The sequence below is a fragment of the Rhizobium metallidurans genome (genome assembly GCF_014196505.1).
GTDB classification, from domain to species: domain Bacteria; phylum Pseudomonadota; class Alphaproteobacteria; order Rhizobiales; family Rhizobiaceae; genus Rhizobium; species Rhizobium metallidurans.
In genome coordinates this window covers 75,249-101,007 of the sequence record NZ_JACIDW010000016.1, presented here as the reverse complement: position 1 = coordinate 101,007, position 25,759 = coordinate 75,249, and the positions used below count along the sequence as shown (strand labels likewise).

The window sequence follows — 25,759 nt, the reverse complement described above, 5'->3', positions numbered from 1 at the left end:
CATCGACACTCTGAAAAGACCGCACGAAAGCCCCACAACGGACCCAAGACAATTCTCGCTGCAATTGACCGGGAGTTAAACCGGACAATAGTGGGTTGTGGCCGGGACTGCTGATTGAGCTGACGGCCCTGACGCCATTTTCGGACGCCAGGCGTTTGAAGCCATCTAGTCGCTGAGGACGCTCAGTTCAACCAGGCAGGAAAAGAGAACCACCTGTTACTGGACGCTCTGGTCCCACCATGCCGGCAGCTGGTAGCCGTAAAGCGGCACCGTGTCGGGACGGCCGATGCGCTTGCTGCGAGCGACCCACTGGTTGTTGACGTGATAGAGCGGCAGCACATAGTGCCCCGACAGGAGCATGCGGTCGTGCGCGCGGACGGCGGCGGTGAAGTCCTCCGCGGAGCGGGACGTCAGGATGTTCTGGATCAGCTTGTCGACATCCGGGTCCGCGACGCCGGCGAAATTGTCGGTGCCATCGCGGTCTCGCGAGGCCGACGACCAGCGGCCGACCTGCTCGATGCCTGGAGACAGCGACGAGGTGAAGGATTTGACGATGACGTCGTAGTCGAAGGTGTTCGTACGGCTCTGATACTGCGAATCATCCACGGTGCGGATGGAGACGCTGATGCCGAGCAACTGCAACGATCGCTGGAAGGAGACGGCGAGTTTCTCCTGGTCGGTGTTCTGCGTCATGATCTCGAAGGACAGCGGCCGGCCGTTGGCGTCGCTCATCCTGCCGTTCTTGATCGTGTAGCCGGCCTCCTTCAGTATAGCGGCGGCTTGCTTCAGCACGTTGCGGTCACGCCCGGAGCCATCCGTGACCGGAAGCTTGTAGGTGCCATCGAGGATGGCGGGATCGATACGATCCTTGATCGGGCCGAGCAGTTTCAGTTCGCGCTCGTCGGCGGGGACGCCGAAGCTGGAGAGACCGGAGTTCTGCCAGTAGCTCTGCGTCCTGATATAGGCGCTGGAGAAAAGGTTCTTGTTGGCCCATTCGAAGTCGAAGATCAGCGACAGGCCCTCGCGCAGCTTCACGTCGGCGAAGAGCGGCCGGCGGGTGTTGAAGACGAAGCCGAACATGCCCGAGGGCAGCTTGGGCTGGAAGGTGTCCTTGACGACGTCGCCTGATGTGACCGCCGGAAAATTATAGGCGCTGGCCCAGTGGCCGGGGCTGCCATCTGGATAGACATCGATATCGCCCTTCTTGAACGATTCGAATAGTGTCGTGTCCTGCAAGAAATACTGGACGGTGATCTGGTCGTAATTGTCGAGGCCGACCTTGGCCGGGACATCCTTGCCCCAATAGTTCGGATCGCGCTCGAAAGTTATGCTTTCGCCGGGTTTCAGCGACTTGATCTTGTAGGGGCCGGAGCCGATCGGCGGCTTCAGCGTCGAGCGGTCGAAATTCTCCGCGTCGATCGCGTGCCTGGGGAGAATCGGCGTCGAGCCGGCGAGAATCAGCGGGAATTCGCGGTCGGCCTTGTCGTTGAAGGTGAAGCGGACGCTGTTGTCGCCGACCTTCTCCATTTTCTCGACGGCATTGAGGCGCGTGCTGAAGGGAACGCGGCCTTTCTCCTTGAGGATATTGAAGGAGAAGATCACATCCTCGGGCGTCACCGGCTGGCCATCCGACCATCTGGCGGCGGGGTTCAGATTGAACTGGATGTAGGTGCGGTCGTCGTCCCACTCGACGGATTGGGCGAGCAGGCCATAGAGCGTGAATGGCTCGTCGCGCGAGCGCAGCATCAGCGTCTCATAGACAAGGTTGCCATATTCCGGGTCCCACATGCCGCGGGCGGTCGTGCGCATGCTTTTCAGGATGAACGGGTTCAGGTTGTCGTAGGTGCCGACGACACCATAGGAGATCTTCCCGCCCTTCTTCACATCCGGATTGACGTAGGGAAGGTTCTTGAAATCCTGGGGCAGGGCGGGCGCGCCGTGCATCGCGATGCCGGTCACCGGCTCGGCAAGCGCTGTGCCGCAAACGAGAGCAAAGGCAACGGGGAGAACGATCCGGAGCATAGTCGAAATCCTTTCCGGAAAACGGCGCGATTCGCGCGAAGACTATCATGCGCGCGGCCCGATTCACCATCCATGGCGAATTCTTTCGGGCGACACGCAAAACGCCAAAGAAACACTGGAAATCTCCGACAACGCGATGTAACAGGGACCCCGAAGTCGGGGGGTCATGCATTTGCCTTATTGTTTTAAGAGGTCAGATGCGAACAACCCTGTTGGTGAGGATGGCATATCGGCTGTCCCAACGGGATATCAGGAGACGGAATTCGTTATGATGTTCAAGTCTGAAAAGAAAACACGGGCAGCCCTGTCCGTTATGGCATTGATGCTTGGCGCCGCGATGGCTCCGGTGTCTTCTTTCGCGCAGGACGCATCGGCCGATGCGGCAAGCCAGGCCCCCGGCGCTCCGCGCCTTGGCTGGTACAAGACCTGCAGCAAGCAGCAGGACAACGACGTTTGCGTCGTCCAGAACGTCGTTCTGGCAACCGGCGGTCAGCTCGTTACCGGCGTTGGCCTCATTTCGGTTTCCGGCAAGGTCAACAACAAGAGCCTGCAGGTTTCTGTTCCGCCGGCACGCCTCATTCCTCCGGGTATCGGCATGCAGATCGACGGCGGCAAGCCGCAGAAGATCGACTATCTGATGTGCATGCCCGATCGCTGCGTCGCTCAGATTCCGCTGACGGATGCCATGGTCGCCAGCCTGAAGAAGGGCACCGATCTGATCCTGACCTCGGTCAACTTCCGCCGTGCGCCGAACCCGATCAAGATTTCGCTTGAAGGCTTCACCGGCGCATTCGACGGCGAAGCGGTTTCCGCTTCCAAGCTCGCCGAGAGCCAGAAGAGCCTGCAGGACAGCATGCAGAAGAAGGCCGACGAAGCGCGCAAGAAGCTTGAAGACGCCCAGAAGGCCGCCAAGGCTCAGTAATGCCAGAGGCTCGGTAATGTCGAGCCCTAAGGATTTTCGAGAAACCCGGCTTCGCGCCGGGTTTTTTGTTGCCTGCAATCCGGATCGCAGCCAAAGAAAAACCCCGCTGGGTGAGCGGGGTTTTGAAACGGATATGCAGCGGCTTAGTGGGTGAAGCTCATCTTGGGTTTGAACTGCCCCGTCGGTGCCATATCGAAAATCTGGTAGACCTGTTCATTGCGAAGCGGTTCGCCGCTTTCGTCATTCATCAGGTTCTGTTCGGATACGTAGGCGACGTATTCGTTATCTTCGTTTTCGGCGAGCAAGTGGTAGAAGGGCTGGTCCTTGCTGGGGCGCACGTCGGCGGGAATAGAATTCCACCATTCTTCCGTATTCGCGAATTCCGGATCGACATCGAAGATGACGCCGCGAAACGGAAATACCTTGTGCCGAACCACTTCGCCGATACTGAACTTAGCTAGTCTTTCTTTCATGGTACGACTTCCTTTCATCACCTGATTTGGTGATTGGTCTCACTCAAATCAAGATTTGTGCGAGAACTCGTCACATGAGTGTCACATTCGCGCGCGGCGTCCGCGACATCTGGCAGGCGAAAGCCCCGGCGAACCGGGGCTTCCTGTCGGCTTATGCCGAGTAGTACATGTCGTATTCGACCGGATGCGGGGTCATGTCGTAGCGCATGACCTCGATCATCTTCAGTTCGATGAAGCTATCGATCTGGTCGTCGTCGAAGACGCCGCCGGCGGTCAGGAACTTGCGGTCCTTGTCCAGGCTTTCCAGCGCTTCGCGGAGCGAGCCGCAAACCGTCGGGATCTTCTTCAGCTCCTTCGGCGGCAGGTCGTAGAGATCCTTGTCCATGGCCTTGCCGGGATGGATCTTGTTCTTGATGCCATCGAGGCCAGCCATCAGCATGGCGGCGAAAGCGAGGTAGGGGTTCGCCATCGGGTCCGGGAAGCGGACTTCGACGCGCTTTGCCTTCGGGTTGCTGCCGAACGGAATACGGCACGAGGCGGAACGGTTGCGCGCCGAATAGGCGAGCAGAACCGGTGCTTCATAGCCCGGGACGAGACGCTTGTAGGAGTTCGTCGACGGGTTGGTGAAGGCGTTCAGCGCCTTGGCGTGCTTGATGATGCCGCCGATGAAATAGAGGCAGCTCTCGGAGAGGCCCGCATATTCATCACCCGCGAAGCTCGGCTTGCCGCTCTTCCAGATCGACATGTGGACGTGCATGCCCGAGCCGTTGTCGCCGAAGATCGGCTTCGGCATGAAGGTTGCCGTCTTGCCGTAGGCATTGGCGACCTGGTGCACGACGTACTTGTAGATCTGCATCTTGTCGGCGTTGCGAACGAGCGTGTCGAACTTGATGCCGAGCTCGTGCTGGGCGGCCGCCACTTCGTGGTGGTGCTTTTCGACGACGACGCCCATTTCCGACAGCACCGTCAGCATCTCGGAGCGCATGTCCTGGCAGCTGTCGATCGGCGGAACCGGGAAATAGCCGCCCTTGACGCGCGGACGGTGGCCGAGGTTGCCGGTCTCGTATTCGGTGTCGTCGTTGGACGGCAGTTCGGTGGAATCGAGCTTGAAGCCGGTGTTGTAGGGATCGGCCTTGTAGCGAACGTCGTCGAAGATGAAGAACTCGGCTTCGGGACCGACGAACACGGTGTCGCCGATGCCGGATGCCTTCAGATAGGCTTCGGCCTTCTTGGCGGTGCCGCGCGGATCGCGGTTATAGGCTTCGCCGGAGACCGGATCGAGAATGTCGCAGAGGATGACCATGGTGGACTGCGCGAAGAACGGGTCCATGTGGACCGTTTCCGTGTCGGGCATCAGCACCATGTCGGATTCGTTGATCGCCTTCCAGCCGCCGATCGAGGAGCCGTCGAACATGACGCCATCGGCGAACATGTCTTCATCGACGCAAACGACGTCCATCGTGACGTGCTGCAGCTTGCCCTTGGGATCGGTAAAGCGCAGGTCAACAAACTTGACGTCGTTATCCTTGATTTGCTTGAGGATTTCGCTTGCGGTCGCCATAAAATGGTTCCTTCATTTGAGAAGACGGGACGATTGTCTCGCCTGGACCAACGTCAGATCGCGTCGACACCGGTTTCGCCGGTACGGATACGAATGACTTCTTCGATATTGGATACAAAAATTTTTCCATCGCCGATACGGCCCGTTTGCGCGGCCTTGCGGATCGCGTCGATGACGGCCTCCGCATTTTCATCGGCGAGGACGACTTCGACCTTCACCTTCGGCAGGAAATCGACGACATATTCGGCGCCACGGTACAGTTCCGTGTGACCCTTCTGGCGACCGAAGCCCTTTGCTTCCGTGACCGTGATCCCCTGCAGGCCAACTTCCTGAAGGGCTTCCTTCACTTCGTCCAGCTTGAAGGGCTTAATGATCGCTTCGATCTTTTTCATGAGAAAATGACTCTCCGCTTCTCCCGTTATAGCAGGCTCATACCCACCCCCCGATATGATGCAGTTATCGTGCCAGTTGGAAAGTGGAATCTTCGCGGAAATGGCGGCCACAGGCCGAAAGTCGAGTGATTTTCAGTAATTTCAACGATTTTTTTGTCAAAATCGGCGCGGGTTGTGCGCGAAAAGCTTAAAATTCAATCGAAATCCGGAATATTCGCGATGTCTGATGCTTTCTTTATGGTTTGGGTGTGCGGTTAAAATATATGCAAATGGCTAAATAATAAGCTTCCAGATTTTGCGCCAATCGGTTGTTTTTTAGGCGGATTCTGTTTGAATGACCGGATGGACACTCAGCTCGCCGACCTTCTCCTTACACCCGCCGAAATGACCGCCGTCGATGCCGCCGCTGCTTCCTCGGGTATCGACAGTTTCGGGCTCATGCTGCGGGCTGGCGCCGGCGTGGCGGCGGCCTTCCTGCGCCATTATCCGTCGGCGAGGCGCGCCGTCGTGCTGTGCGGCCCCGGCAACAATGGTGGTGACGGCTACGTTGCGGCGCGGTGCCTTGCGGACAGCGGTGTCGCGGTGGCGCTTTTTCATCTGGGCGATGCCGCGCGATTGACGGGCGATGCCGCGCGGGCGCGCAGCCACTGGTCCGGTGTCGGCGCGCCGATCGAGGACTACAGGCCCGCGGATGGTGACGTGGTGATCGACGCGCTGTTCGGGGCCGGGTTGACGCGGGCCGTGCCGGAGGCTGTTGGTGCCGTGATCGGTCGTATCGCCGATGCCGGCCTGCCGGTGCTTGCCGTCGATCTGCCGTCGGGCAACGACGGCCGGACTGGCATGGTGCTGGGAGCGGCGTTTTCCGCCGCGCGGACGATCACCTTCATGACCCGCAAGCCGGGGCATCTGTTGATGCCGGGCCGCGAGCTTTCGGGCGTGCTCGAGGTGCTCGACATCGGCATACCCGCGCGGATCGTGCGCGGGCAGGCATCGGGCACGCTGGCGGAGAACAGGCCGGACGCGTGGCGGCGGTGGCTCCCGTCATCGGAGCAGGAGACGCACAAGTACAAGCGCGGCCACCTTGTCGTCTTCTCGGGCGAGAAGGGCAAGACGGGTGCGGCACGCATGTCGGCCATGTCCGGATTGAAGGCCGGCGCGGGGCTGGTGACGATCGTCTCGCCTGATGATGCCATGGCGGAGAACGCGACGCATCTGACCGCCGTGATGCTGCACGGCATCGATGGGGACGCAGAGCTCTCCGACTGGCTGAAGGATGACCGGTTGCGCAGCTTCGTGCTCGGGCCGGGCTTCGGGGCCGGCCAGAAGGCGCGGGGTTTCGTGGCAGCACTTTCCCGTCGACATCTGGTACTGGATGCCGATGGCATCACCTCGTTCCGCGATGATCCGAACGCGCTGTTCTCACTGTTCGCCGAAGGGGAGACGCGGTTGGTTCTGACGCCGCATGAGGGCGAGTTTTCGCGGCTGTTTCCCGATATCGCCGCGGACCCGAGTCTCGGCAAGGCCGACAAGGCGCTGGCGGCGGCGGCGAGGGCCAATGCGGCCATCGTCTACAAGGGGCCCGACACGGTGATCGCCTCGCCGCATGGGCGAGCGTTGATCAACACCAATGCGCCGATCTGGCTCGCCACCGCGGGGTCCGGAGATGTGTTGGCGGGGATTGTCGGGGCGCTGATGGCGCAGGGACTGCCGGCCTTCGAGGCGGCGGCGGCGGGCGTCTACCTGCATGGCGAAGCGGGCAGCCGCGCTGGCAAGGGGCTGACGGCGGAAGACCTCGTCAGCCACGTCTTGCCACTCTGATTGTTTCGCGCTCCGACTACTTGCCGACCTCTTCCTGCAGCGCGATGGCGCCGAAGGGAGCATTGACCTTGCCCTCGTGGATCATGAAGGCGAAGACGTCGCGCGGCTCGACCTTGACCTTGCGGTCGCTATCGATGAGCGGCAGATCGTCCGGCACCTTGCCCTCGGCCCAGGTCTCCAGGCGCTTGGCCCAGTTCTTTAGCTCCTTCGGCGGATAGCAGGTCCGGATGTCGTCCGAGCCCTTCTGCAGCCGCGTGTAGACGAAATCGGCGGTGACATCCGCCACCATCGGATAATCGAAATGCTCGGCGACAACAGGGGCGACGCCGTATTTCGCGAGCAGCGCCACGAACTCCGGCACCTTGAAGCTGTCGTGGCGGACTTCGACCACATGCTTCAGCGGCAGGCCATCCTGCCTGTCCGGCAACAGCTTGAGGAAGCCCTCGAAATCCTCGGGCTCGAACTTCTTGGTTGGAGCGAACTGCCAGAGAATGGGGCCGAGATGCGGGCCGAGCTCGACGATGCCCTGGCCGAGAAAGCGCTCGACCGATTCACCGGCTTCGGAGAGGATCTTTCTGTTCGTGCTGAAGCGGCTGGCCTTCAGCGAGAAAATGAAGCCTTCAGGCACATCGGCGGCCCACTTGGCGAAGGTCTCGGGCTTCTGCGAGCTGTAATAGGTGCCGTTGACCTCGATGACCTTCAGCTGCCGGCTGGCATAGTTCAGCTCATCCTTCTGCTTCAGGTCCGAGGGGAAGAAGTGGTTGCGCCAGGGCTCGAACGTCCAGCCGCCGATGCCGACGCGAATGGTGCCGGGTTTTGTCATGACTTCAATCCATCCTGTTCGTTTTCGCCGAAACCGATTTTCGGATAGTCGGCCTCGCGCGGCACCAGACGAAAGACGCGAGAATCCTTCTCGGCACGTTCGAAATCGCGGTCACGAAGCGCGCGGCGTACGCGATCCAGCTTGCGGATATCCTCCGGGCTTACCGTCGGGGACCATTCACCACCATCGTCGCGAAGCTCCACGACGACCTCCGCGGCATATTCCCCCTCACGAATGAGCTGCGACGCCTGTCTCGTCATTGCGGCTTCCTCCTAGTGAAATCGTCATTCCAGCGGTCTGGATCGGGAATGTATGCTGTTATCAACACTGCCGGTTCGGATGCGCCTGATGGGATGCCCCAAAGTAAATGTATGGTGCGTCCCCGCTCGTCCGTCTGCAGGACCAGAACACAGGGTCCCTTGTGATACTGCGGGTACTCCTCCACGACCACCGCCGACACTATATCCATCACCAACGGCTCGATGAGCAGATCGTCGTTCAACAACTCCCGCAGTGCGTGTGCCGAGACCCTGAACTTGCCGTCAGCGATAAGCAAACGCACCGTGGAGAGGATATCACTCACTCCGCCGCCTGCACCTTCTTTACCGGCCGCCGCTCCAGCAGTTCCTTCAGGAACTGGCCGGTATAGGACCGCTTTTCCTTCACGATCGCCTCAGGCGTGCCGGATGCCACGATCTCGCCGCCGCCGTCACCGCCTTCAGGGCCGAAGTCAAGGACCCAGTCGGCGGTCTTGATGACTTCGAGATTGTGCTCGATGACTACGACCGAGTTGCCCTGGTTGACCAGTTCGTGCAGCATCTCCAGCAGCTTGGCGACGTCGTGGAAGTGGAGGCCCGTCGTCGGCTCGTCGAGGATGTAGAGCGTGCGGCCGGTCGAGCGCTTCGAGAGTTCCTTGGCGAGCTTGACGCGCTGGGCTTCGCCGCCGGACAGCGTGTTCGCCTGCTGGCCAACCTTGATGTAACCTAGGCCGACATCGAAGAGGGCCTGCAGCTTGTCGCGGACGGCGGGGACGGCTGCGAAGAATTCGACGCCTTCCTCGACCGTCATGTCGAGTACGTCGGCGATCGACTTCTGCTTGAAGGTGACGTCGAGCGTTTCGCGGTTGTAACGCTTGCCGTGGCAGACGTCGCAGGTGACGTAGACGTCGGGCAGGAAGTGCATCTCGATCTTGATGACGCCGTCGCCCTGGCAGGCCTCGCAGCGGCCGCCCTTGACGTTGAAGGAGAAGCGGCCCGGCTGATAGCCGCGCGCCTTTGCTTCCGGCAGGCCGGCGAACCAGTCGCGGATCGGGGTGAAGGCGCCGGTATAGGTGGCCGGGTTGGAGCGCGGCGTGCGGCCGATCGGCGATTGGTCGATGTCGATGACCTTGTCGATATGCTCGAAGCCGTCGATGCGATCGTGATCGGCTGGGATCTCGCGCGCGCCCATGACGCGACGGGCGGCTGACTTGTAGAGCGTTTCGATCAGGAAGGTGGACTTGCCGCCGCCGGACACACCCGTAACCGCCGTGAAGACGCCGAGCGGGATCGATGCCGTGACGTTCTTCAGGTTGTTGCCGCGGGCGCCGACGACCTTGATTTCCTTGCCCTTCTTCACCTTGCGGCGCTCTTCGGGAACGATGACGCCGAGCTCGCCCGACAGGTATTTACCGGTCAGTGACTTCGGGTTGGCCATGATGTCCTGCGGCGTGCCGTGGGCGATGACCTGGCCGCCATGGATGCCGGCGGCGGGGCCGATATCGACGACGTCGTCGGCCTGCAGGATGGCGTCCTCGTCGTGTTCGACGACGATGACGGTGTTGCCGATGTCGCGCAGGTGCTTCAGCGTTTCCAGCAGGCGGGCATTGTCGCGCTGGTGCAGGCCGATCGACGGCTCGTCGAGCACGTAGAGAACGCCGGTGAGACCCGAGCCGATCTGCGAGGCCAAGCGGATACGCTGGCTCTCGCCGCCCGAGAGCGTACCGGAGTTGCGCGACAGGCTCAGATATTCGAGGCCGACGTCGTTCAGGAAGCGCAGGCGGTCCCTGATCTCCTTCAGGATGCGAACTGCGATTTCGTTCTGCTTGGCGTTGAAACTGTCAGGCAGCGTTTCGAACCAGTCGCGGGCGACGCGGATCGACATGTCGGTGACCTGGCCGATATGCAGCTTGTTGACCTTCACGGCCAACGCTTCCGGCTTCAGGCGGAAGCCGTTGCAGGACGGGCAGGGTGCGGCCGACATGTAGCGCTCGATCTCCTCGCGCGCCCAGGCGCTATCGGTTTCCTTCCAGCGGCGCTCGAGGTTGGTGATGATGCCTTCAAAATTCTTGTGCGTCGTGTAGGAGCGGGCGCCATCGACGTAGTGGAATTCGATCTTTTCCTCGGTGCCGTTGAGAATGACGTCCTGCGCCTTGGCGGAGAGGTCGTTCCAGCGGGCGCCGAGCTTGAAGCCGAAATGCTTGCCGAGCGCTTCCAGCGTCTGGTTGTAATAGGGCGAGGACGATTTGGCCCACGGGGCGATGGCGCCGTCGCGCAGCGTGCGCTCGGGTTCCGGCACGATCAGGTTGGCGTCGATCTTCTGCTGGGCGCCAAGGCCGTCGCAGGTCGGGCAGGCGCCGGCCGGGTTGTTGAAGGAGAACAGGCGCGGCTCGATCTCCGAGATGGTGAAGCCGGACACCGGGCAGGCGAATTTTTCCGAGAAGAGAACGCGTTCGTGCGTCTCGTTGAGCGACTTGTTGGCCGAGCCGCCGGCGGCGGTTTCCTCGACCGGCAGCGGCTTGTCGGCGAATTCGGCGATGGCGAGGCCGTCGGCGAGCTTCAGCGAGGTCTCCAAGCTGTCGGCTAGTCGCGCCGAGACGTCGGCGCGCACGACGATGCGGTCGACGACGATATCGATATCGTGCTTGTATTTCTTGTCGAGCGCGGGAGCGTCGGCGATCTCGTAGAACTGGCCGTCGATCTTGACGCGCTGGAAGCCCTTCTTCATGAGCTCCGCGAGTTCCTTCTTGTACTCGCCCTTGCGGCCGCGCACGAGCGGCGCGAGGATGAAGAGACGCGTGCCTTCGTCAAAGGCGAGAATGCGGTCAACCATCTGGCTGACCGTCTGGCTCTCGATCGGCAGGCCGGTGGCCGGCGAATAGGGAACGCCGACGCGCGCGAAAAGCAGGCGCATGTAGTCGTAGATCTCGGTGACGGTACCGACCGTCGAGCGCGGGTTGCGCGAGGTCGTCTTCTGCTCGATCGAGATCGCGGGCGACAGGCCGTCGATCTGGTCGACATCGGGCTTCTGCATCATCTCGAGGAACTGGCGGGCATAGGCCGACAGGCTCTCGACATAGCGGCGCTGGCCCTCGGCATAGATGGTGTCGAAGGCGAGCGAGGATTTGCCCGATCCCGACAGGCCCGTCATGACGATCAGCTTGTTGCGCGGCAGATCGAGGTCGATGCCCTTCAGATTGTGCTCGCGCGCGCCACGGATTGAAATCGTCTTCAGTTCGCTCATCGTCTTCTGCTTCTGTGCTGGAACAAGCCCCTTATTTAGTGATGCCGGCGGGCGAGTCGAGGCTGAATATCTTGAAGGTGCAAGGTTTTCGATTCGGTTGACACGATCATAGGGATAAAATAGAACAAATAAAGAACAAAATTCCTTGTGGATGAACCGCTATGGACGTCCATCGCGCCGCCTCTATGGTTTAAGGTGCACCGATTGTTTCAAGCGCCGCCGGGCAGGGCGGCAGGTAGGGTGAAAAGTATGGCTGGCAGCGTGAACAAGGTAATTCTGATCGGAAACGTGGGTGCGGACCCCGAGATCCGTCGGACGCAGGACGGCCGGCCGATCGCCAACCTCCGCATCGCGACATCAGAGACCTGGCGCGACCGCAATTCCGGCGAGCGTCGCGAAAAGACCGAGTGGCACACTGTCGTCGTGTTCAACGAAGGCCTGTGCAAGGTCGTCGAGCAGTATGTCAAGAAGGGCGCCAAACTCTATATCGAAGGCGCGCTACAGACCCGCAAGTGGCAGGACCAGCAGGGCCAGGACCGTTATTCCACGGAAGTCGTGCTGCAGGGCTTCGGCTCGACGCTGACGATGCTCGATGGACGCGGTGAAGGCGGCGGCGATCGTTCTGGCGGTGGTTACGGCGGTGGCCGTGGCGGCAATGCCGGCGGTGGTGATTTCGGCGGCGGCGGCGGTTATGGCGACGATTACGGTTCGCCTTCGCAGTCTTCCGGCCGTGGTGGCTCGGGCGGCGGTTCGTCTTCCGGCGGCGGCGGCAACTTCTCGCGTGATCTGGACGACGATATTCCGTTTTGATCGGACGACAAACCGCATGGTTTCAAACGGCGCGCCTCAGGGTGCGCCGTTTGCGTTTTGTCTTGGGTTTTGACTTCGAGCGATGGCTTTGACTGGGAGCGATGGGCTCAGACGGGTGAGGGAGCGAGGTTCATCGCCGACTTGATGCCATCGACGACGAACTGGGTCGCCAGCGCCGCCAGGATAACGCCGAGCAGGCGGGTCAGGATGGCGCGGCCGGTGACGCCGAGGAAACGGTCGAGCCGGTCGGCGATCAGCAGTGCCAGGAAGAGCAGCAGCAGGCTTGCGGCGATGACGATAATGAGCTGCGCCAGCTCGAAGGCCGTCTGCATCGATCCAGAGATCAGGATGGTCGCGGAAATCGCGCCCGGGCCGGAAATCAGCGGAATGGCCAGCGGGAAGACGGCGATGTTCTGGATGTGGTCTACGGTGATCGCGGCCGTGCCGGTCTTCTCCTTGCGATCCTGGCGCTTCTCGAACACCATTTCGAAGGCGATCCAGAAGAGCAGCAGGCCGCCGGCGATGCGGAAGGCACCGATCGAGATGCCGAGCACGCCGAGCACGCTCGATCCGAAGAGCGCGAAGACGGCGAGGATGATGAAAGCGATGATCGTGCCGCGCAGCGCCACCTGCTTGCGCTGGGCTCTGCTCATGCCGACGGTGAGGCCGAGAAAGATCGGCGCGAGACCGGGTGGATCGATCGTCACGAGCAGCGTGGTGAAGGCGTTGATCAGTTGGTCGGCGCTTGCCATCATGTCTCCGTATGCCCATATCCGGGCCTGATTTTCGTGCGATTGTGAGGTGGGCAAACCAATTTTGCAAATGGCGCGCCGTGCTCAACGACGCGTTAGGGGCGATTGGGGCCGATAAGCCTCGTTTTGCCCTGATTAGACCGCAAAAGCCTGTTCAAAACCTCCGGCAAAATTGGCTTAGGAACAGCCTTTCCGCTATAAATCTTCAAGTGATTCTAGAAGAGATGTGATCCATTTTGACTGAGCAAACACCCCCCGGCGGCGGGAAGCTCCCGCCAGGCATCGAGCCCATCTCCATTATGGAGGAAATGCAGCGGTCGTATCTCGATTACGCGATGAGCGTCATCGTCAGCCGCGCGCTTCCTGACGTGCGCGACGGCCTCAAGCCCGTGCACCGGCGCATCCTCTACGGCATGTCCGAGCTCGGCATCGACTGGAACAAGAAATACGTCAAATGCGCCCGCGTGACCGGGGACGTGATGGGTAAATACCATCCGCACGGCAACACCGCGATCTACGACGCGCTGGCGCGCATGGCGCAGGACTGGTCTCTTCGCCTGCCCCTCATCGACGGCCAGGGCAACTTCGGCTCCGTCGACGGTGATCCGCCGGCGGCCGAACGCTACACCGAATGCCGTCTCGAGAAGGCCGCGCATTCGCTGCTCGACGATCTCGACAAGGAAACGGTCGATTTTCGCGACAACTACGACGGTACGCTCTCCGAGCCCGTGGTCGTTCCCGCGAAATTCCCGAACCTGCTCGTCAACGGCGCCGGCGGTATCGCCGTCGGCATGGCGACCAACATTCCGCCGCACAATCTCGGCGAGGTGATCAATGGCTGTATCGCGCTGATCGACGATCCGGCGATCGAACTGCCCGAGATGATGCAGATCATTCCCGGTCCCGATTTTCCGACCGGCGCCAAGATCCTCGGCCGCTCCGGCATCCGTTCGGCCTACGAGACGGGCCGTGGCTCGGTGATCATGCGCGGTGTCGCGACGATCGAGCCGATGCGCGGCGATCGCGAGCAGATCATCATCACCGAGATCCCGTATCAGGTGAACAAGTCGACGATGATCGAGAAGATGGCCGAGCTGGTGCGCGACAAGCGCATCGAGGGCATCTCCGACCTGCGCGATGAATCCGACCGTCAGGGCTACCGCGTCGTCGTCGAATTGAAGCGCGACGCCAATGCCGACGTCATCCTGAACCAGCTGTATCGCTACACGCCGCTGCAGACCTCGTTTGGCTGCAACATGGTGGCGCTGAACGGCGGCAAGCCGGAACAGCTGCAGCTGCTCGACATGCTGCGCGCCTTCGTCTCGTTCCGCGAGGAAGTCGTTAGCCGGCGTACGAAATTCCTGCTGCGCAAGGCGCGCGAGCGCGCGCACGTCTTGGTCGGTCTGGCGATCGCTGTCGCCAATATCGACGAAGTCATCCGCGTCATCCGCCAGGCGCCGGATCCGCAGTCCGCCCGCGAAGAGCTGATGACCCGCCGCTGGCCGGCGCATGACGTCGAAAGCCTGATCCGCCTCATCGACGATCCGCGTCACCGCATCAACGACGACATGACCTACAACCTCTCGGAAGAGCAGGCACGGGCCATTCTCGAACTGCGTCTCGCCCGTCTGACGGCCCTTGGTCGCGACGAAATTGGCGACGAACTCAACAAGATCGGCGAGGAAATCAAGGATTACCTCGATATACTGTCGTCGCGCGTACGCATCCAGTCGATCGTCAAGGACGAACTCGCGGCTGTCCGCGACGAGTTCGGCACGCCGCGCCGCACCGAGATCATGGACGGCGGTCTTGAGATGGACGATGAAGATCTCATCGCCCGCGAGGACATGGTCGTCACCGTCTCGCATCTCGGCTACATCAAGCGCGTGCCGCTGACGACCTACCGCGCGCAGCGTCGTGGCGGCAAGGGTCGCTCCGGCATGACCACGCGTGACGAGGATTTCGTTAGCCAGCTATTCGTACTCAACACGCATACGCCGGTGCTGTTCTTCTCGTCGCGAGGCATCGTCTACAAGGAAAAGGTCTACCGCCTGCCGATCGGCACGCCGACCTCTCGCGGCAAGGCGATGATCAACATGCTGCCGCTCGCTCCAGGCGAACGCATCACCACCATCCTGCCGCTGCCGGAGGACGAGGACAGCTGGGCAACGCTCGACGTGATGTTCTCGACGACGCGCGGCACCGTGCGCCGCAACAAGCTCAGCGACTTCGTCCAGGTCAACCGCAACGGCAAGATCGCGATGAAGCTCGAGGAAGAGGGCGATGAAATCCTCTCCGTCGAGACCTGCACCGAGCTTGACGACGTGCTGCTGACGACGGCCCTCGGCCAGTGCATCCGCTTCGCGGTCGACGACGTCCGCGTCTTCGCGGGCCGCAATTCGATCGGCGTGCGCGGGATCAACCTCGGCGATAACGACCGCATCATCTCGATGACGATCGTCGGCCATGTGGATGCCGAGCCGTGGGAACGCGCCGCCTATCTGAAGCGCGCCGCCAACGAGCGTCGCCTGACGACGGGTGAAGCCGAGGAAATCGCGCTTGTTGGCGAGGAAGTCACCGAAGAGGGACAGCTGAGCGACGAGCGCTACGAAGAGCTGAAGGCACGCGAACAGTACGTGCTGACGGTTTCCGAGAAGGGCTATGGCAAGCGATCCTCGTCCTACGACTTCCGAATCTCCGGCCGTGGCGGCAAGGGCATCCGCGCCACCGACACGTCGAAGACGGGCGAGATCGGCGAACTCGTCGCTGCCTTCCCTGTCGATGACAACGACCAGATCATGCTGGTTTCGGATGGCGGTCAGCTCATCCGCGTGCCGGTTGGCGGTATCCGCATCGCCAGCCGCGCGACCAAGGGCGTGACCATCTTCTCGACCGCCAAGGACGAGAAGGTCGTATCGGTCGAGCGCATCCGCGATCCGGAAGACGAGGTCGAGGAAGGTGTCGAGAACAGCGATGAAGCCGCCGTTGTGCCGGGTGACGAGCCTGCCGCTGAGGCTGGCGACGAAACGCCGCCGGACGCCGAGGCGTAAGCACCTTGCTTTCCCGCACCGGGTTTCCCGGTGGGTGGATATGAATTGAAAGAGAAGGGCCGGACCTGATGGGTTCGGCCCTTTTTGTTTGGGGTGGCGTGACCTTGCCGCAGGTGACTGCGCGCTTTCCGCGCGGGACGCGGATGGCTCTTCGGAGGCGGAGAGCCTTTGTTTTTCCTAGTAAATACCGGGGTTGCGGTCGTCGTTACTTTTGGCGAATATTCCTCACGATGCAACCAGGTGGCGATTCGTGGGCGTGATGGAGGATCCGCTCGCCAATCGCTCAAGGGCCGGTGGGGAGGATGTCATGCACCCGTATCTGTTACAGTCACTCGAGACCGCTCAAGCCTCGGACCGCCTTGACGTGGTCGACGCGGCGCGGAAGCGTGCGCTCGTCATATCGGCCGCGAGAGCAATCCATCGAATGCATTCCGAGTTGGGCATCGATCTCGCGGAAAGCGAGTTGCGGCGCGGCCATATCGTCTATGATCTCGCGGAGCTTGCGACGCTGATCGATGACGGCGTGCCGGATCATGTGGTGGCCTCCGGGCTGAAGGAGGCTGCCGAGGTAATGGCGAGCCTTTGCTATTTAATGATGGAGAATTCCGCCGCGGAGTGAGCTTGCGGCGCCGTTATCTCGTGCGGCGGTGGTCGCGAGCATTGAGTATTCGGCCCAAGCCAACAGAACAAAAAGGCCGCATCGTTTCCGATGCGGCCTGTTCAGTGTCTCTGGGACCGTCTTAGTTCAGGCGACCTGCCGCGTGGGCGAGCATGGTGTAGACCTTGCCGGTATCCGAGGTCAGGTAGGATTGGGTGATCGTCCGGTCGCGGTCGGTGCGGGCGACGTCGGCGAGCAGCTTTTCGAAGTCGGCGATGTAGCGGTTGACGGCGGTGCGGAATTCCGGCTCGCGGTCATACTTGTGCTTGATCTCGTCGAAGGTCTGCTGGCCCTTCAGCGTGTAGAGGCGACGCGTGAAGACGTCGCGCTCGCCGCGCTGGTAGCGGCGCCACAGATCGACCGATGCATCGTGATCGATGGCGCGGGCGATATCGACGGAGAGCGAGTTCAGCGATTCCACCACATGGCGCGGATTGCGGTTGTCGCCGGCGCGCGGCGCCTGGGGTGCCGGTGCCTCGGCGCGGGGCGCCGGCTGGCGGACGACCGCTTCCTCGGCGCTCTCGTCGCGCGATGCGCCACGCAGCAGGTCGCTGATCCAGCCGCCGGATGCCGGCGAAGCGGCAGGCGCCTGGGTTACGGCCGGGGCACGCTGCGGCGTTGCAGGCGTTGCGGCCGTCGGGCCGAGCGAACCGCGCAGGCCGAAGCCTTCGATCGAGGAGGGCGGGATGGCGGCGGCGGCCGGGGTTGAAATCGGCGCGGGTGCCGGAGCCGGCACGGGAGCCGGCTGCGGCTGCTGCTGGATCGCGGACTGTACCGGCGCCTGGCGCGGGGCAGGCTGCGGCTGCGGGGGCTGGGCCAGCGTGCGGGCGGCGGGCTCGGAGACTTCGAGCTGCTGCGTCGAGCGGCCGACGATCTGCGATATGTCCTGCAGCGCCTTGATCTGCTCGGAGACGGCGCGGCGCATGGCGGCGGCGCTCTCCTTGGCTTCCTCGGGCAGGTCAAATGCGCCGCGCTTCAGCTCGCTGCGCGTCATGTCGAGTTCCTTGCGGATATCGCCGGCGGAGCGGCGGATTTCCTCGGTGGCGCCGGAGAAGCGGGCGACGGCTTCGTCGACGGCTTCGCGCAGCGATTCACGCATCTGCTGTGCCGCGCCATCCGACAGGCGACCTGCGTCGCCCATCATCCGCTCGACTTCCGACAGCGATGCCGTCAGGCCGCCGCGAACGCGGTTGGCGAGCTCGCCGGAGCGGCGCTCGGCATTGCCAAGCGTAGTGTCCAGCGTCGCGTTGACGTCGTCGCTCGCCTGGCTGACGCTGCTGCGCATCGCCTCAGCTGCTTCGGCGGCACGCTTTTCGGCATCCGAGAGCGTGGCGCTGATATCGGCGAAGGAGGACTGGACGCCCTGGCGCAGGTTGTTGCTGACCTGGTTCGAGCGCTGCTCGGCGCGATCGAATGCCGAGTCGACCATGCTGCCGAGGGCACGCATCGTCTTTTCGATGTCTTCCGAGCGCTGGACGAGGCCGACCGACAGCGTCTGCAATGCGGATTCGCGATCTTCCAGCGTCGAAACCAGGTTGGACTGAGCGGCGCCGAGCAGGTTCGAGGCCTGCGTCAGGACCTTGGAGTGCTCGTCGAAGCGGCCGATGATGCTGCCGACCTGCGACAGCGTCTGGCCCGAGATGTCGGAGAGGCGGTCGACCTTGCCTTCGAGAAGACGGGTGGAGGCCGCGACCATTTCGGCGGCCTTGGAGGCCGAGTCGGTGAAGCGCGAGGTGGTGTCGCCGAGGCGGCCGTCCACGGCGCTGAGTTCCTCGGCGGCGCGGCTCATCATCTGGCCCATGACCATGCTGTTGTCGGACAGGCGGTCGATCAGGCGGTTGACGTTGGAGAGAAGGCTGTTTTCGATCGCATCGACGGCCGAGGTGGCGCGTTCCGTGCGGGCGTTGATGGCGTCGATCAGCGCGTTGTTTTCAGTGCGCAAACGCTCGGCGCTCTGCTCGCCGGCCGAGGTGATCTGCGCCGCGGCATCCCGGCCGGTCTGCGCGTAGCGATCGATCATTGGGCGGGCGGTCTCATCGAGAATGCGCGACAGCTCGGTCGTGCGGCCCGCGAGCATCGAGTTCAGTTCGCGAGTGCGGTCGTCGAGGGCGGCGCGGATGGAGCTGCCGCGTGCCTCGAGCGCCTGCTCGACGGTGTTGAGCGTGCCGTCGAGTTCGCGCGAGCGCTCCTCGAGGCCGCTGCGGATCGCATTGCCGCGGGCTTCGAGCGCGCGATCGACCTCGGCCATCGTCGAGGCGATCTCTTCGCTGGCGCTCGAGATCGTCGTGCGGATATCGGTGCCGTGGCTGGCGAAGGTCGTCTGCGCGTCGTTCAGCGCCTTGGAGATGGCGCCGACCTGGCCGCTGACCAGCGTTTCGGCTTCGGCGACCTTGTTGATGATGGCGTTACCGGCTTCGGAGAAGGTCTGGGCGACGGCTGCGGCCTGGCCGGCGAGGCGGTTCTGTGCCTCGGAGACGCGGCTGACGATCTGCTCGGAGCGCTCGCCCATGGAGCGGGCGAAATCGCTGCTCTTGGCGTCGAGACCTTCGGCGAACTGCTGGCCGGTCTGGTTGAGGGAGGCTGCGGCGCGCGCGGCTTCCTCGTCCATGCCCTGCGTGGTGTCGGCCACCGCGCTGCGCAGCGAGGCGGCGAGGCCGGCGGCCTTGCCTTCGATCGTGCGGTTGACGGCGTCGAGGCCGACATTCAGCGCGCGGTCCATGGTCGACAGGCGCTCGTCGATCTTGGCGGTGCCACGCTCCATGGCTTCGCCGATGCCAGCGGTGCGGGCGTCGATGTCGGAGGTCAGGCTTGCCGCGCGGCTGTCGATCTCGGAGGCGAGGTGGCTGGTGCGGCCATCGATCGTCTCGGAGAACTTGGCGATGCTGTTGTCAACGGCGGATGCGATGCGGCCGGAGGTCTCGTCGCTCAGCGCGCCAAGTCTGGAGATGCCGTCGGTGAGCGTGCCGGTCAGGCGTTCGCCCGCGGCATCGACCTGCTGGGCAACGCCGCCGACGCCGTCGCGGATGCGGTTTTCGAGGGCGGCGAGGCCGGCTTCGACACGCGAGCCGGTATCGGCGAAGCGGCCGGTCATGCCGTCGATCGACTGGTCGAGGTGCGAGGCGAAGCTCTCGGTGGAACGGGAGATTTCGTCGGCCGCGTTCTGGAAGCGACCGGCGATGTTGCCGGTGCTGTCGCGAAGGCGGTCCTCGAGCGACTGGGCGCTGTTATCGATCGCCTGGCGGATGGAGGCTTCGCGATCTTCCAGCGACATTTCGAGCATGCTGACGCTCGCGGCGATCGAGGCGCCGATGGTCGTGGCCTGGTCGGACAGCGTCTCGCCGATCTGGGTCTGCGCTTCGTTGAGCGTCAGGTTGATCGCCTGGGTGCGGTCGTCGAGCGTTGCGCGGATGCGGGCATGCGCCGAGACAAGGCCGTCTTCCAGCCTGGTCGTGGCGTTGCCGGTCAGCGCCTCGAAGCGATCGGCGGCCGAGGTCAGGCCGCCCTCGATGCGGTCGGCGCCATCGGTGATGGTGCTGGAGATGGAGGAGGCGTGTTCGGCGAGCGTGCGCTCCAGGCGCTGCTGGTTTTCGGTGTAGGCGCCGCGGATTTCCTGGGCCTTGTCGGTGAAGGCGCCGGCCACGCGGGCTTCTGCTCCGGCGACGCTATCGATCAGCGCGTTGGTGCGGGCGTCCAGAACCTCGTCGAAGCGGTTCTGGCTATCGCCAAGCGAGATCGCCAGCGCCATCGATTTTTCGGCGAGCGTGTCGGCAAGGCGGTCGTGGACGTCGGCAACCGTGTCGTTGATCGACTTGGCGTTCTGCGAAAGCGTGCTCTCGATGCGATCGTGGCCGCTGACGAGCGAGCTCGCGATGCTTTCGGCATGATGGCCGAGCGTGTCCTCGAGGCGCGAATGGCTTTCGTTGAGCGCGATCGCCAGGCCCATGGCCTTGTCGTCGAGGGCTTCGCTGATGCGCTCGTGACCGGTGGAGAGCGAGGCCGCGATGCCATCGGCATGGTGCGCCAGCGTGTCGGCGAGGCGGCCCTGGCTGTCATCCATCGAGATGGCGAAGGCCATGGCGCGGTCGTCGATCGCTTCCGTGAGCTTTTCCTGGCCGGCGGCGAGCGATTGCGAGATGGCCTGCGCGCGGCTGTCGAGCGCGGTCTCGATCAGGTTGCGGCCCTCGTTCAGCGATGCGGTGAAGGCGGCGCTGCGTTCGGCCATGGTGTCGGCAAGCTTGCGCTCGCCCGTCGCCAGCGACTGCGAGATCGCGCCGGCATGGGTGCCGAGCGTTTCCTCGATGCGGCTGTGGCCTTCATTGAGCGAGATGGCGAGCGCCATGGCGCGGTCGTCGAGCGTTTCGGCAAGGCGATCGTGACCGGAGGCGATGGAGCCAGCGATGGCGTCGACCTGCGATCCAAGCGTCTCCTCGAAGCGGCTCTGGCTTTCGTTCAGCGAGATCGCCAGCGCCATGGCCTTGTCATCGAGGGTATCGGCGAGGCGGTCATGGCTGCCGGTGACGGCTTCGATGATCGCTTCCGAGCGGCTTGCGAGGGTGTTTTCGAAGCGCGACTGGCTGTCGGAGAGGGCGCCGAGGAAGACGCCGCTGCGCGCCGACATGACGTCGTCGATGCGCTCATGGGCGGAATCCAGCGCCTGGGTGATATCCTCAGCGCGCTTGGAGATCGTCGTGTTCAGCTCATCGGCGCGGCCGAAGGCCGAGGTGATCTGATCGGTTCCGGCCGAAACAGCCGAGCTCAGATCCGAGGTCGTCGACAGCAGCGTGTCGCGGAACTCGGTGGCGCGGGCGGACAGGTTGTTGTGGAGCTCCGAGGTGCCGGAGGCCAGCGCCAGCGAGATCTCGGAGGTGGCATGGCTGAGCGCCGAGGTCATTTCGGCCGTGCGGGCGCCGATCGCGTTCGTGACTTCGTCGACCTTGCCGGAAAGCGTGCTTTCAAGCACTTCCTGGCCGGTCGAAAGCGCCGTCGTCAGCGCGAAGGACTGGTCGGTCAGCGACGAGCCGATGCGCTCGATGCTGGAGCTCAGGATGCCGTTCAGCGAGTCCGAGCCGCCGGTCAGCGTGTCGTTGATGCGGTTCAGGCTTTCCATCAGCTTGGTGTCAAGCGTGCCGGCGCGCTTGTCGAAGGCGTTGGCGAATTCGGCGACGCGTTCGTCGAAGGATGTGGAAAGCTGGGCGACGGTCGCCTGCAGGCGCTCGTCGAAGAAGCCGGAGCGCAGGTCGAGATCCATGATCGTGTCGTCGACGCTCGACTGCAGGCTGTGGCGGAAGCTGGTGCCGCGCTCGTCGAGCGTGCTGTTCAGCTTGGCGAGAACGTCATCCAGCGTGCTGGTGATGGTGCGTTCGCCGCCCGTCAGGCTCTCGTTGATATCGCGGGTGCGCGCGATCAGGATCTCGTTCAGCTGGCGGGCGCGGTCGTTGAGCGCGGCGTTCAGCTTTTCGGCGTTGCTGTCCATGGTGGACGCACGCGTCTCGAACTGGCTGAGAATGGTGTTGCCATGGTCGCTCAGGCTAGACGTCAGCGAATCCAGGCGGTTATCGAACTCGTTGGCGAGCGCGAAGCCGGAAGATGTGAGGGTCTGCAGCAGCGAATCCGTCTTGGCGGCAAGCAGCGTTCCAAGCGACTGGATGGCGGATTCCGACTTCTCGGTGATCGTGGCGGCGCGGGTGTCGATCATCGAGGCGAAGGCTTCGCCCGAGGTCGCCAGGCGCACGGCGATTTCTTCGGTCGCCAGCGACAGGTCTTCGCGCAGCTGGTCGTGGACGCCGACGATCGAGGTGCGGATGCGCTCCGCGTGGTTGACGATCGCCTCGCGCTCGGAGCCGAGTTCGTGAACGAGGCCGCGCACGCGCAGTTCGTTGTCGGCGTAGCTGCGCTCCAGCGCGTTCACTTCGGAGTGAACCAGCGTTTCGAGCTCGGAGGCGCGGGCGATGGTGCGCTCGATGCCTTCGTTCATGGCGGAGACTTCACGACGCACGGCCTGGCCGACCGTCATGATGCGTTCCGACGCGATCGTTTCCGGTTCGGAAAGGCGCAGCGCCACTTCCGCCATCGAGCGGGCGGCGTTTCGCATGTCCTGGGCGCGCGCCATCATGATGGCGAAGGCGTAGAACAGGAGAACCGGGATGATGATGCCGACGAGACCGGCGATCACGCCGGGCAGGGCGACGAGGTCGGCCAGCGAACGGATCTGCCAGATCTGCGGCGAATAGAGGAGCGACATCAGGCCCAGGCCGCCGACGATCCACAGAAGCGAAACGAGTGTGGCGTTGCGCAACGCCGGACGGGCGGAGCCGTTGTCGAGCGATTTCAAGAGCGAAGCGGGGCTGACCCTGCTGCCATCGTTGGCGGCGAATGCCGGCGCGCGCGATCCCTGCTCGGCGGAGCGGGGCGCTGCTGCGTGGCGCTGCTGCTTGGCATCGTCTTTACGCTGATTGCGGACAGTTGGCTTTTCGGACACTTTTGCCTCCGAGGCGTCTTGCTTCCTGACTTGTGGAGACGGCGTATCATCGTCCTCGAAGTCGATCTGCAGGGCTTCATCAAGCGCCTTGAACGCCTTGTCCTCGATCGATTCGTTGTACTTGTTGTTCGCCATTCCGTTACGCCTCGTTACATCTCAGCCGGTTTACTACGCATCCGGGATTTCCGCGTCACCCGAACAAACCTTGCCTCTGAACCTGTCCGCCCCGAATTCGTAGAGCGGATAAGTATGTCATTTCAGAGTGGATAGCTGCTTTCGCACACTTACGGTATCAAAACATTACCATTATCCACTTGGCGAGCAAAGGCATCCACAACCCAGCTCTCCCAGTCGTATCGTAGTGACACATCCGGGCCTGCGAGACAATTAACGCCTTCGGTCAAATGCCAGGTTATTAACGCTTGATTAACCCGACTTAACGCCGGGGCGGCCTTGAAATCCAATGTGTTAGAGGCGTTTGACCGGCGTTAACCATATGGCGAGAAATTCGCCCTCATTGCGCCCGAATTTAACGCGATTGGCACCGCGCCCCCGCAACATCATTCAAACGGCGGGACCTAAGACGGGAGAATTGGCATATGGCAGCAGTCAGTATTGCGTTCGCGGCGCCAGATCATGGCAAGGGACAGGTTCCCTCGCAACAGCGGCCGGTCGACCTTGTTCACCTGGCCAACCAGACGATGGGCGACAAGACGCTTGAATTGGAAGTCCTGCAGATGTTCGCGCGCCAGGCCCGCGCCTGCCTGCAGGACATGTCTTCCGGCGACCGCAAGGCGGTCGCGGCGGCCGCTCACAAGCTGAAGGGTGCGGCGGGCGCCGTCGGCGCCTTTAGGGTGCGTGATGCCGCCGAAGCGCTGGAGGGCAATTGCGGCGATGCCTCGAACATGGCGGCCGTCGGCGTCGCGGTCATCGAGGCGGAGAATTTCATTCTGAAGCTCTGCCGCTAACGTCAGACAGCGCTGGCAAGTGTTCGATCATGGGACCCGTTGATCCATTGCGGAGCAACGGGTCTTTTTGCTCGCGGCGTGGCGCAATCTGACAAGCGTGTCGCTTCCAAATCTGGAATGAAGAGCACAAGGGCGGTCGTTGTTGACTGCCTCGCGTAATTGTTGGAAGTAAAAATCCAAACCCATCCCATTGATGATCACCGGAAAACACCATGCCTAAACTGACCATTGTCGCTTTCGACGGTACGCGCTTCGATCTTGATGTCGATCAGGGATCGACCGTCATGGAAAACGCCGTGCGCAACTCCGTGCCGGGCATCGAGGCCGAATGTGGCGGCGCCTGCGCCTGCGCGACCTGTCATGTCTACATCGACGAGGAGTGGACCGAGCGCGTCGGTCCGCCCGAAGCGATGGAAGAAGACATGCTTGATTTCGCCTTCGACGTTCGTCCGACCTCGCGGCTCTCCTGTCAGATCCGCATGAAGGCGGCGCTGGACGGCTTGACCGTGCACGTGCCGGAGCGCCAGGCTTAATCCCAGGCACAATTCTCCCGAGGAAGAAGCGGCCAAAAAAAGCCTCGCTTGCCGATGTGACGAGCGAGGCGAGGTAGGCGCATTACCTACGATCGAGGGAGGATCGACCGCGGCTTCGCAACGCGCCAGGAGAACCCAGAGAACGAAAGTCCCGACTGACCGATCTGAACTTTCGAATGACTGAATATTAGCGCGTTGTGTTTCACAAAGCTATGGTGAGAAATAACCATTCATTGGCTGGGGCCGTGCCGGTTTCGCACAATTTTCATTGCGCGGCTAAGTTTCAGCCGTCGTTTTTCGCCCGGGAATCAGCTATCTTTCGCCGCCGGATGGTTTGAGGCGGTTGTTGAGAAGGCGCAGCATCCGCTTCTGGAAGTTGACCGCCTCGACCTGATCGAATCGCGCCTGCAGCCTGTCATGCTCGGCGATCCCGCGTGTCGATACCTCGGTCACCAGTTCCTGCATGGCTTCGCAATTGGGTTGCGGCGGCAGCGCGAGTATCTTGCGCTCCATGCTGCGCGCCTGGGTCCGGGCGATCTCGGCGTGGCGTTCCTCGTGCCGCTTGATGTCGCTCGACAGCGTGTCCCAGATCATCGACAGCTCGGGGCTGGCGCCGCGACGGTTGTTCCAGCGCGGCAGGATGATCTGCGTATGCACGGTGACGCGGGCGGTGCCGACGCGGCAGCGGCCGTTTTCCTCGACATAGGTGGCATCGCCGCCGAAGCGGATCTTGGTGGCGCCGGGGTGGCGGGCCGACGAGCCATTGGCCGTGGGGCCGCGCATGCTCAACTGCTCGTCCAGTTCGTCGGCGGTTTTGCCCTTGATGCTGAAGTACGAATAGCTTTTGGTCGCCACAACGGCGGCGCTTGCGGGATTGCCAGCGGACAGCGAAACGGAAATGGCGAGGAGGAGCGGCATATAACGCGACACGGACGGCATTCTGCAAATACTCATGTTGAAGTTTGCGGGAGCTTGGGGCATAGCCACGCCTAGCGCAA

18 protein-coding genes are annotated in these 25,759 nt (G+C 62.6%); 7 read left to right on the top strand and 11 right to left on the bottom strand.

Going from position 1 to position 25,759, the window contains the following annotated elements; all coding sequences use genetic code 11:
• Positions 1 to 216: 216 nt before the first annotated feature.
• Entirely contained in the window at positions 217 to 2,022 is a 1,806-nt protein-coding gene (locus GGQ67_RS19825) for an extracellular solute-binding protein (RefSeq protein ID WP_183901853.1), read from the bottom strand.
• 268 nt (positions 2,023 to 2,290) lie between these two features.
• On the opposite strand from GGQ67_RS19825, the gene GGQ67_RS19820 reads away from it, so the two are divergent.
• A complete protein-coding gene (locus tag GGQ67_RS19820; protein WP_183901852.1) occupies positions 2,291 to 2,944 on the top strand; it encodes an invasion associated locus B family protein in 654 nt (217 codons plus the stop codon).
• 143 nt (positions 2,945 to 3,087) lie between these two features.
• On the opposite strand, the gene hspQ is transcribed toward GGQ67_RS19820, so the two are convergent.
• The 3 genes from hspQ to GGQ67_RS19805 form a co-directional block, all read right to left on the bottom strand.
• Positions 3,088 to 3,417, bottom strand: a complete 330-nt coding sequence (gene hspQ / locus GGQ67_RS19815; RefSeq protein ID WP_183901851.1) for a heat shock protein HspQ — start codon at positions 3,415 to 3,417, stop codon at positions 3,088 to 3,090.
• Between the two features lie 151 nt (positions 3,418 to 3,568).
• A complete protein-coding gene (gene glnA / locus GGQ67_RS19810) occupies positions 3,569 to 4,978 on the bottom strand; it encodes a type I glutamate--ammonia ligase (protein ID WP_018900557.1) in 1,410 nt (469 codons plus the stop codon).
• A 53-nt stretch (positions 4,979 to 5,031) separates the two neighbouring features.
• Entirely contained in the window at positions 5,032 to 5,370 is a 339-nt protein-coding gene (locus tag GGQ67_RS19805) for a P-II family nitrogen regulator (RefSeq protein ID WP_018900556.1), read from the bottom strand.
• 342 nt (positions 5,371 to 5,712) lie between these two features.
• On the opposite strand from GGQ67_RS19805, the gene GGQ67_RS19800 reads away from it, so the two are divergent.
• The gene (locus tag GGQ67_RS19800; protein ID WP_183901850.1) at positions 5,713 to 7,188 is read left to right on the top strand and encodes an NAD(P)H-hydrate dehydratase; all 1,476 of its coding nucleotides are present in this window, start codon (positions 5,713 to 5,715) and stop codon (positions 7,186 to 7,188) included.
• Between the two features lie 16 nt (positions 7,189 to 7,204).
• Here GGQ67_RS19800 and GGQ67_RS19795 read toward each other — a convergent pair whose 3' ends face one another.
• The 4 genes from GGQ67_RS19795 to uvrA are packed head-to-tail and all read right to left on the bottom strand — an operon-like array spanning position 7,205 to position 11,512.
• Positions 7,205 to 8,011, bottom strand: a complete 807-nt coding sequence (locus tag GGQ67_RS19795) for a DUF72 domain-containing protein (RefSeq protein ID WP_183901849.1) — start codon at positions 8,009 to 8,011, stop codon at positions 7,205 to 7,207.
• The gene (locus GGQ67_RS19790) at positions 8,008 to 8,271 is read right to left on the bottom strand and encodes a hypothetical protein (protein WP_183901848.1); all 264 of its coding nucleotides are present in this window, start codon (positions 8,269 to 8,271) and stop codon (positions 8,008 to 8,010) included. The genes GGQ67_RS19795 and GGQ67_RS19790 overlap by 4 nt, the downstream gene beginning before the upstream one ends.
• On the bottom strand, positions 8,268 to 8,594 hold the full coding sequence (locus GGQ67_RS19785) for a DUF4258 domain-containing protein (protein ID WP_183901847.1): 327 nt from the start codon (positions 8,592 to 8,594) through the stop codon (positions 8,268 to 8,270). Before GGQ67_RS19785 ends, GGQ67_RS19790 begins: the two co-directional genes overlap by 4 nt.
• Positions 8,591 to 11,512 (bottom strand): excinuclease ABC subunit UvrA, encoded by a 2,922-nt coding sequence (uvrA, locus tag GGQ67_RS19780; RefSeq protein WP_183901846.1) that lies wholly within the window; start codon positions 11,510 to 11,512, stop codon positions 8,591 to 8,593. Before uvrA ends, GGQ67_RS19785 begins: the two co-directional genes overlap by 4 nt.
• Positions 11,513 to 11,761: 249 nt before the next feature.
• On the opposite strand from uvrA, the gene GGQ67_RS19775 reads away from it, so the two are divergent.
• Positions 11,762 to 12,322, top strand: a complete 561-nt coding sequence (locus GGQ67_RS19775; RefSeq protein ID WP_047512240.1) for a single-stranded DNA-binding protein — start codon at positions 11,762 to 11,764, stop codon at positions 12,320 to 12,322.
• A gap of 107 nt (positions 12,323 to 12,429) precedes the next feature.
• Here GGQ67_RS19775 and GGQ67_RS19770 read toward each other — a convergent pair whose 3' ends face one another.
• Positions 12,430 to 13,074 (bottom strand): MarC family protein, encoded by a 645-nt coding sequence (locus GGQ67_RS19770; RefSeq protein WP_183901845.1) that lies wholly within the window; start codon positions 13,072 to 13,074, stop codon positions 12,430 to 12,432.
• Between the two features lie 236 nt (positions 13,075 to 13,310).
• Here GGQ67_RS19770 and gyrA point away from each other — a divergent pair, with 236 nt between their 5' ends.
• Complete coding sequence (gene gyrA / locus GGQ67_RS19765) at positions 13,311 to 16,124, top strand: DNA gyrase subunit A (protein WP_183901844.1); 2,814 nt, start codon at positions 13,311 to 13,313, stop codon at positions 16,122 to 16,124.
• Between the two features lie 307 nt (positions 16,125 to 16,431).
• The gene (locus GGQ67_RS19760) at positions 16,432 to 16,743 is read left to right on the top strand and encodes a hypothetical protein (protein WP_183901843.1); all 312 of its coding nucleotides are present in this window, start codon (positions 16,432 to 16,434) and stop codon (positions 16,741 to 16,743) included.
• Between the two features lie 121 nt (positions 16,744 to 16,864).
• Here the strand turns inward: GGQ67_RS19760 and GGQ67_RS19755 are convergent, their stop codons facing one another.
• On the bottom strand, positions 16,865 to 23,395 hold the full coding sequence (locus GGQ67_RS19755) for an apolipoprotein A-IV repeat region-like domain-containing protein (RefSeq protein ID WP_183901842.1): 6,531 nt from the start codon (positions 23,393 to 23,395) through the stop codon (positions 16,865 to 16,867).
• A gap of 464 nt (positions 23,396 to 23,859) precedes the next feature.
• On the opposite strand from GGQ67_RS19755, the gene GGQ67_RS19750 reads away from it, so the two are divergent.
• Positions 23,860 to 24,228, top strand: coding sequence for an Hpt domain-containing protein (locus tag GGQ67_RS19750; RefSeq protein ID WP_183901841.1), 369 nt, complete (start codon positions 23,860 to 23,862; stop codon positions 24,226 to 24,228).
• 212 nt (positions 24,229 to 24,440) lie between these two features.
• A complete protein-coding gene (locus tag GGQ67_RS19745; RefSeq protein WP_037128298.1) occupies positions 24,441 to 24,761 on the top strand; it encodes a 2Fe-2S iron-sulfur cluster-binding protein in 321 nt (106 codons plus the stop codon).
• A gap of 312 nt (positions 24,762 to 25,073) precedes the next feature.
• Here the strand turns inward: GGQ67_RS19745 and GGQ67_RS19740 are convergent, their stop codons facing one another.
• Entirely contained in the window at positions 25,074 to 25,700 is a 627-nt protein-coding gene (locus tag GGQ67_RS19740) for a DUF922 domain-containing Zn-dependent protease (RefSeq protein WP_183901858.1), read from the bottom strand.
• Positions 25,701 to 25,759: the final 59 nt, after the last annotated feature.

Bases quoted from the DNA above. Each gene is read 5' to 3' on its own strand.
- GGQ67_RS19820 (WP_183901852.1), top strand. From the start codon at position 2,291: ATGATGTTCAAGTCTGAAAAGAAAACACGGGCAGCCCTGTCCGTTATG.
- GGQ67_RS19750 (WP_183901841.1), top strand. From the start codon at position 23,860: ATGGCAGCAGTCAGTATTGCGTTCGCGGCGCCAGATCATGGCAAGGGA.
- hspQ (WP_183901851.1), bottom strand. From the start codon at position 3,417: ATGAAAGAAAGACTAGCTAAGTTCAGTATCGGCGAAGTGGTTCGGCAC.
- GGQ67_RS19805 (WP_018900556.1), bottom strand. From the start codon at position 5,370: ATGAAAAAGATCGAAGCGATCATTAAGCCCTTCAAGCTGGACGAAGTG.
- GGQ67_RS19760 (WP_183901843.1), top strand. From the start codon at position 16,432: ATGCACCCGTATCTGTTACAGTCACTCGAGACCGCTCAAGCCTCGGAC.
- GGQ67_RS19795 (WP_183901849.1), bottom strand. From the start codon at position 8,011: ATGACAAAACCCGGCACCATTCGCGTCGGCATCGGCGGCTGGACGTTC.
- uvrA (WP_183901846.1), bottom strand. From the start codon at position 11,512: ATGAGCGAACTGAAGACGATTTCAATCCGTGGCGCGCGCGAGCACAAT.
- GGQ67_RS19770 (WP_183901845.1), bottom strand. From the start codon at position 13,074: ATGGCAAGCGCCGACCAACTGATCAACGCCTTCACCACGCTGCTCGTG.
- GGQ67_RS19755 (WP_183901842.1), bottom strand. From the start codon at position 23,395: ATGGCGAACAACAAGTACAACGAATCGATCGAGGACAAGGCGTTCAAG.
- GGQ67_RS19790 (WP_183901848.1), bottom strand. From the start codon at position 8,271: ATGACGAGACAGGCGTCGCAGCTCATTCGTGAGGGGGAATATGCCGCG.
- GGQ67_RS19825 (WP_183901853.1), bottom strand. From the start codon at position 2,022: ATGCTCCGGATCGTTCTCCCCGTTGCCTTTGCTCTCGTTTGCGGCACA.
- GGQ67_RS19745 (WP_037128298.1), top strand. From the start codon at position 24,441: ATGCCTAAACTGACCATTGTCGCTTTCGACGGTACGCGCTTCGATCTT.
- GGQ67_RS19800 (WP_183901850.1), top strand. From the start codon at position 5,713: ATGGACACTCAGCTCGCCGACCTTCTCCTTACACCCGCCGAAATGACC.
- GGQ67_RS19775 (WP_047512240.1), top strand. From the start codon at position 11,762: ATGGCTGGCAGCGTGAACAAGGTAATTCTGATCGGAAACGTGGGTGCG.
- glnA (WP_018900557.1), bottom strand. From the start codon at position 4,978: ATGGCGACCGCAAGCGAAATCCTCAAGCAAATCAAGGATAACGACGTC.
- GGQ67_RS19740 (WP_183901858.1), bottom strand. From the start codon at position 25,700: ATGCCGTCCGTGTCGCGTTATATGCCGCTCCTCCTCGCCATTTCCGTT.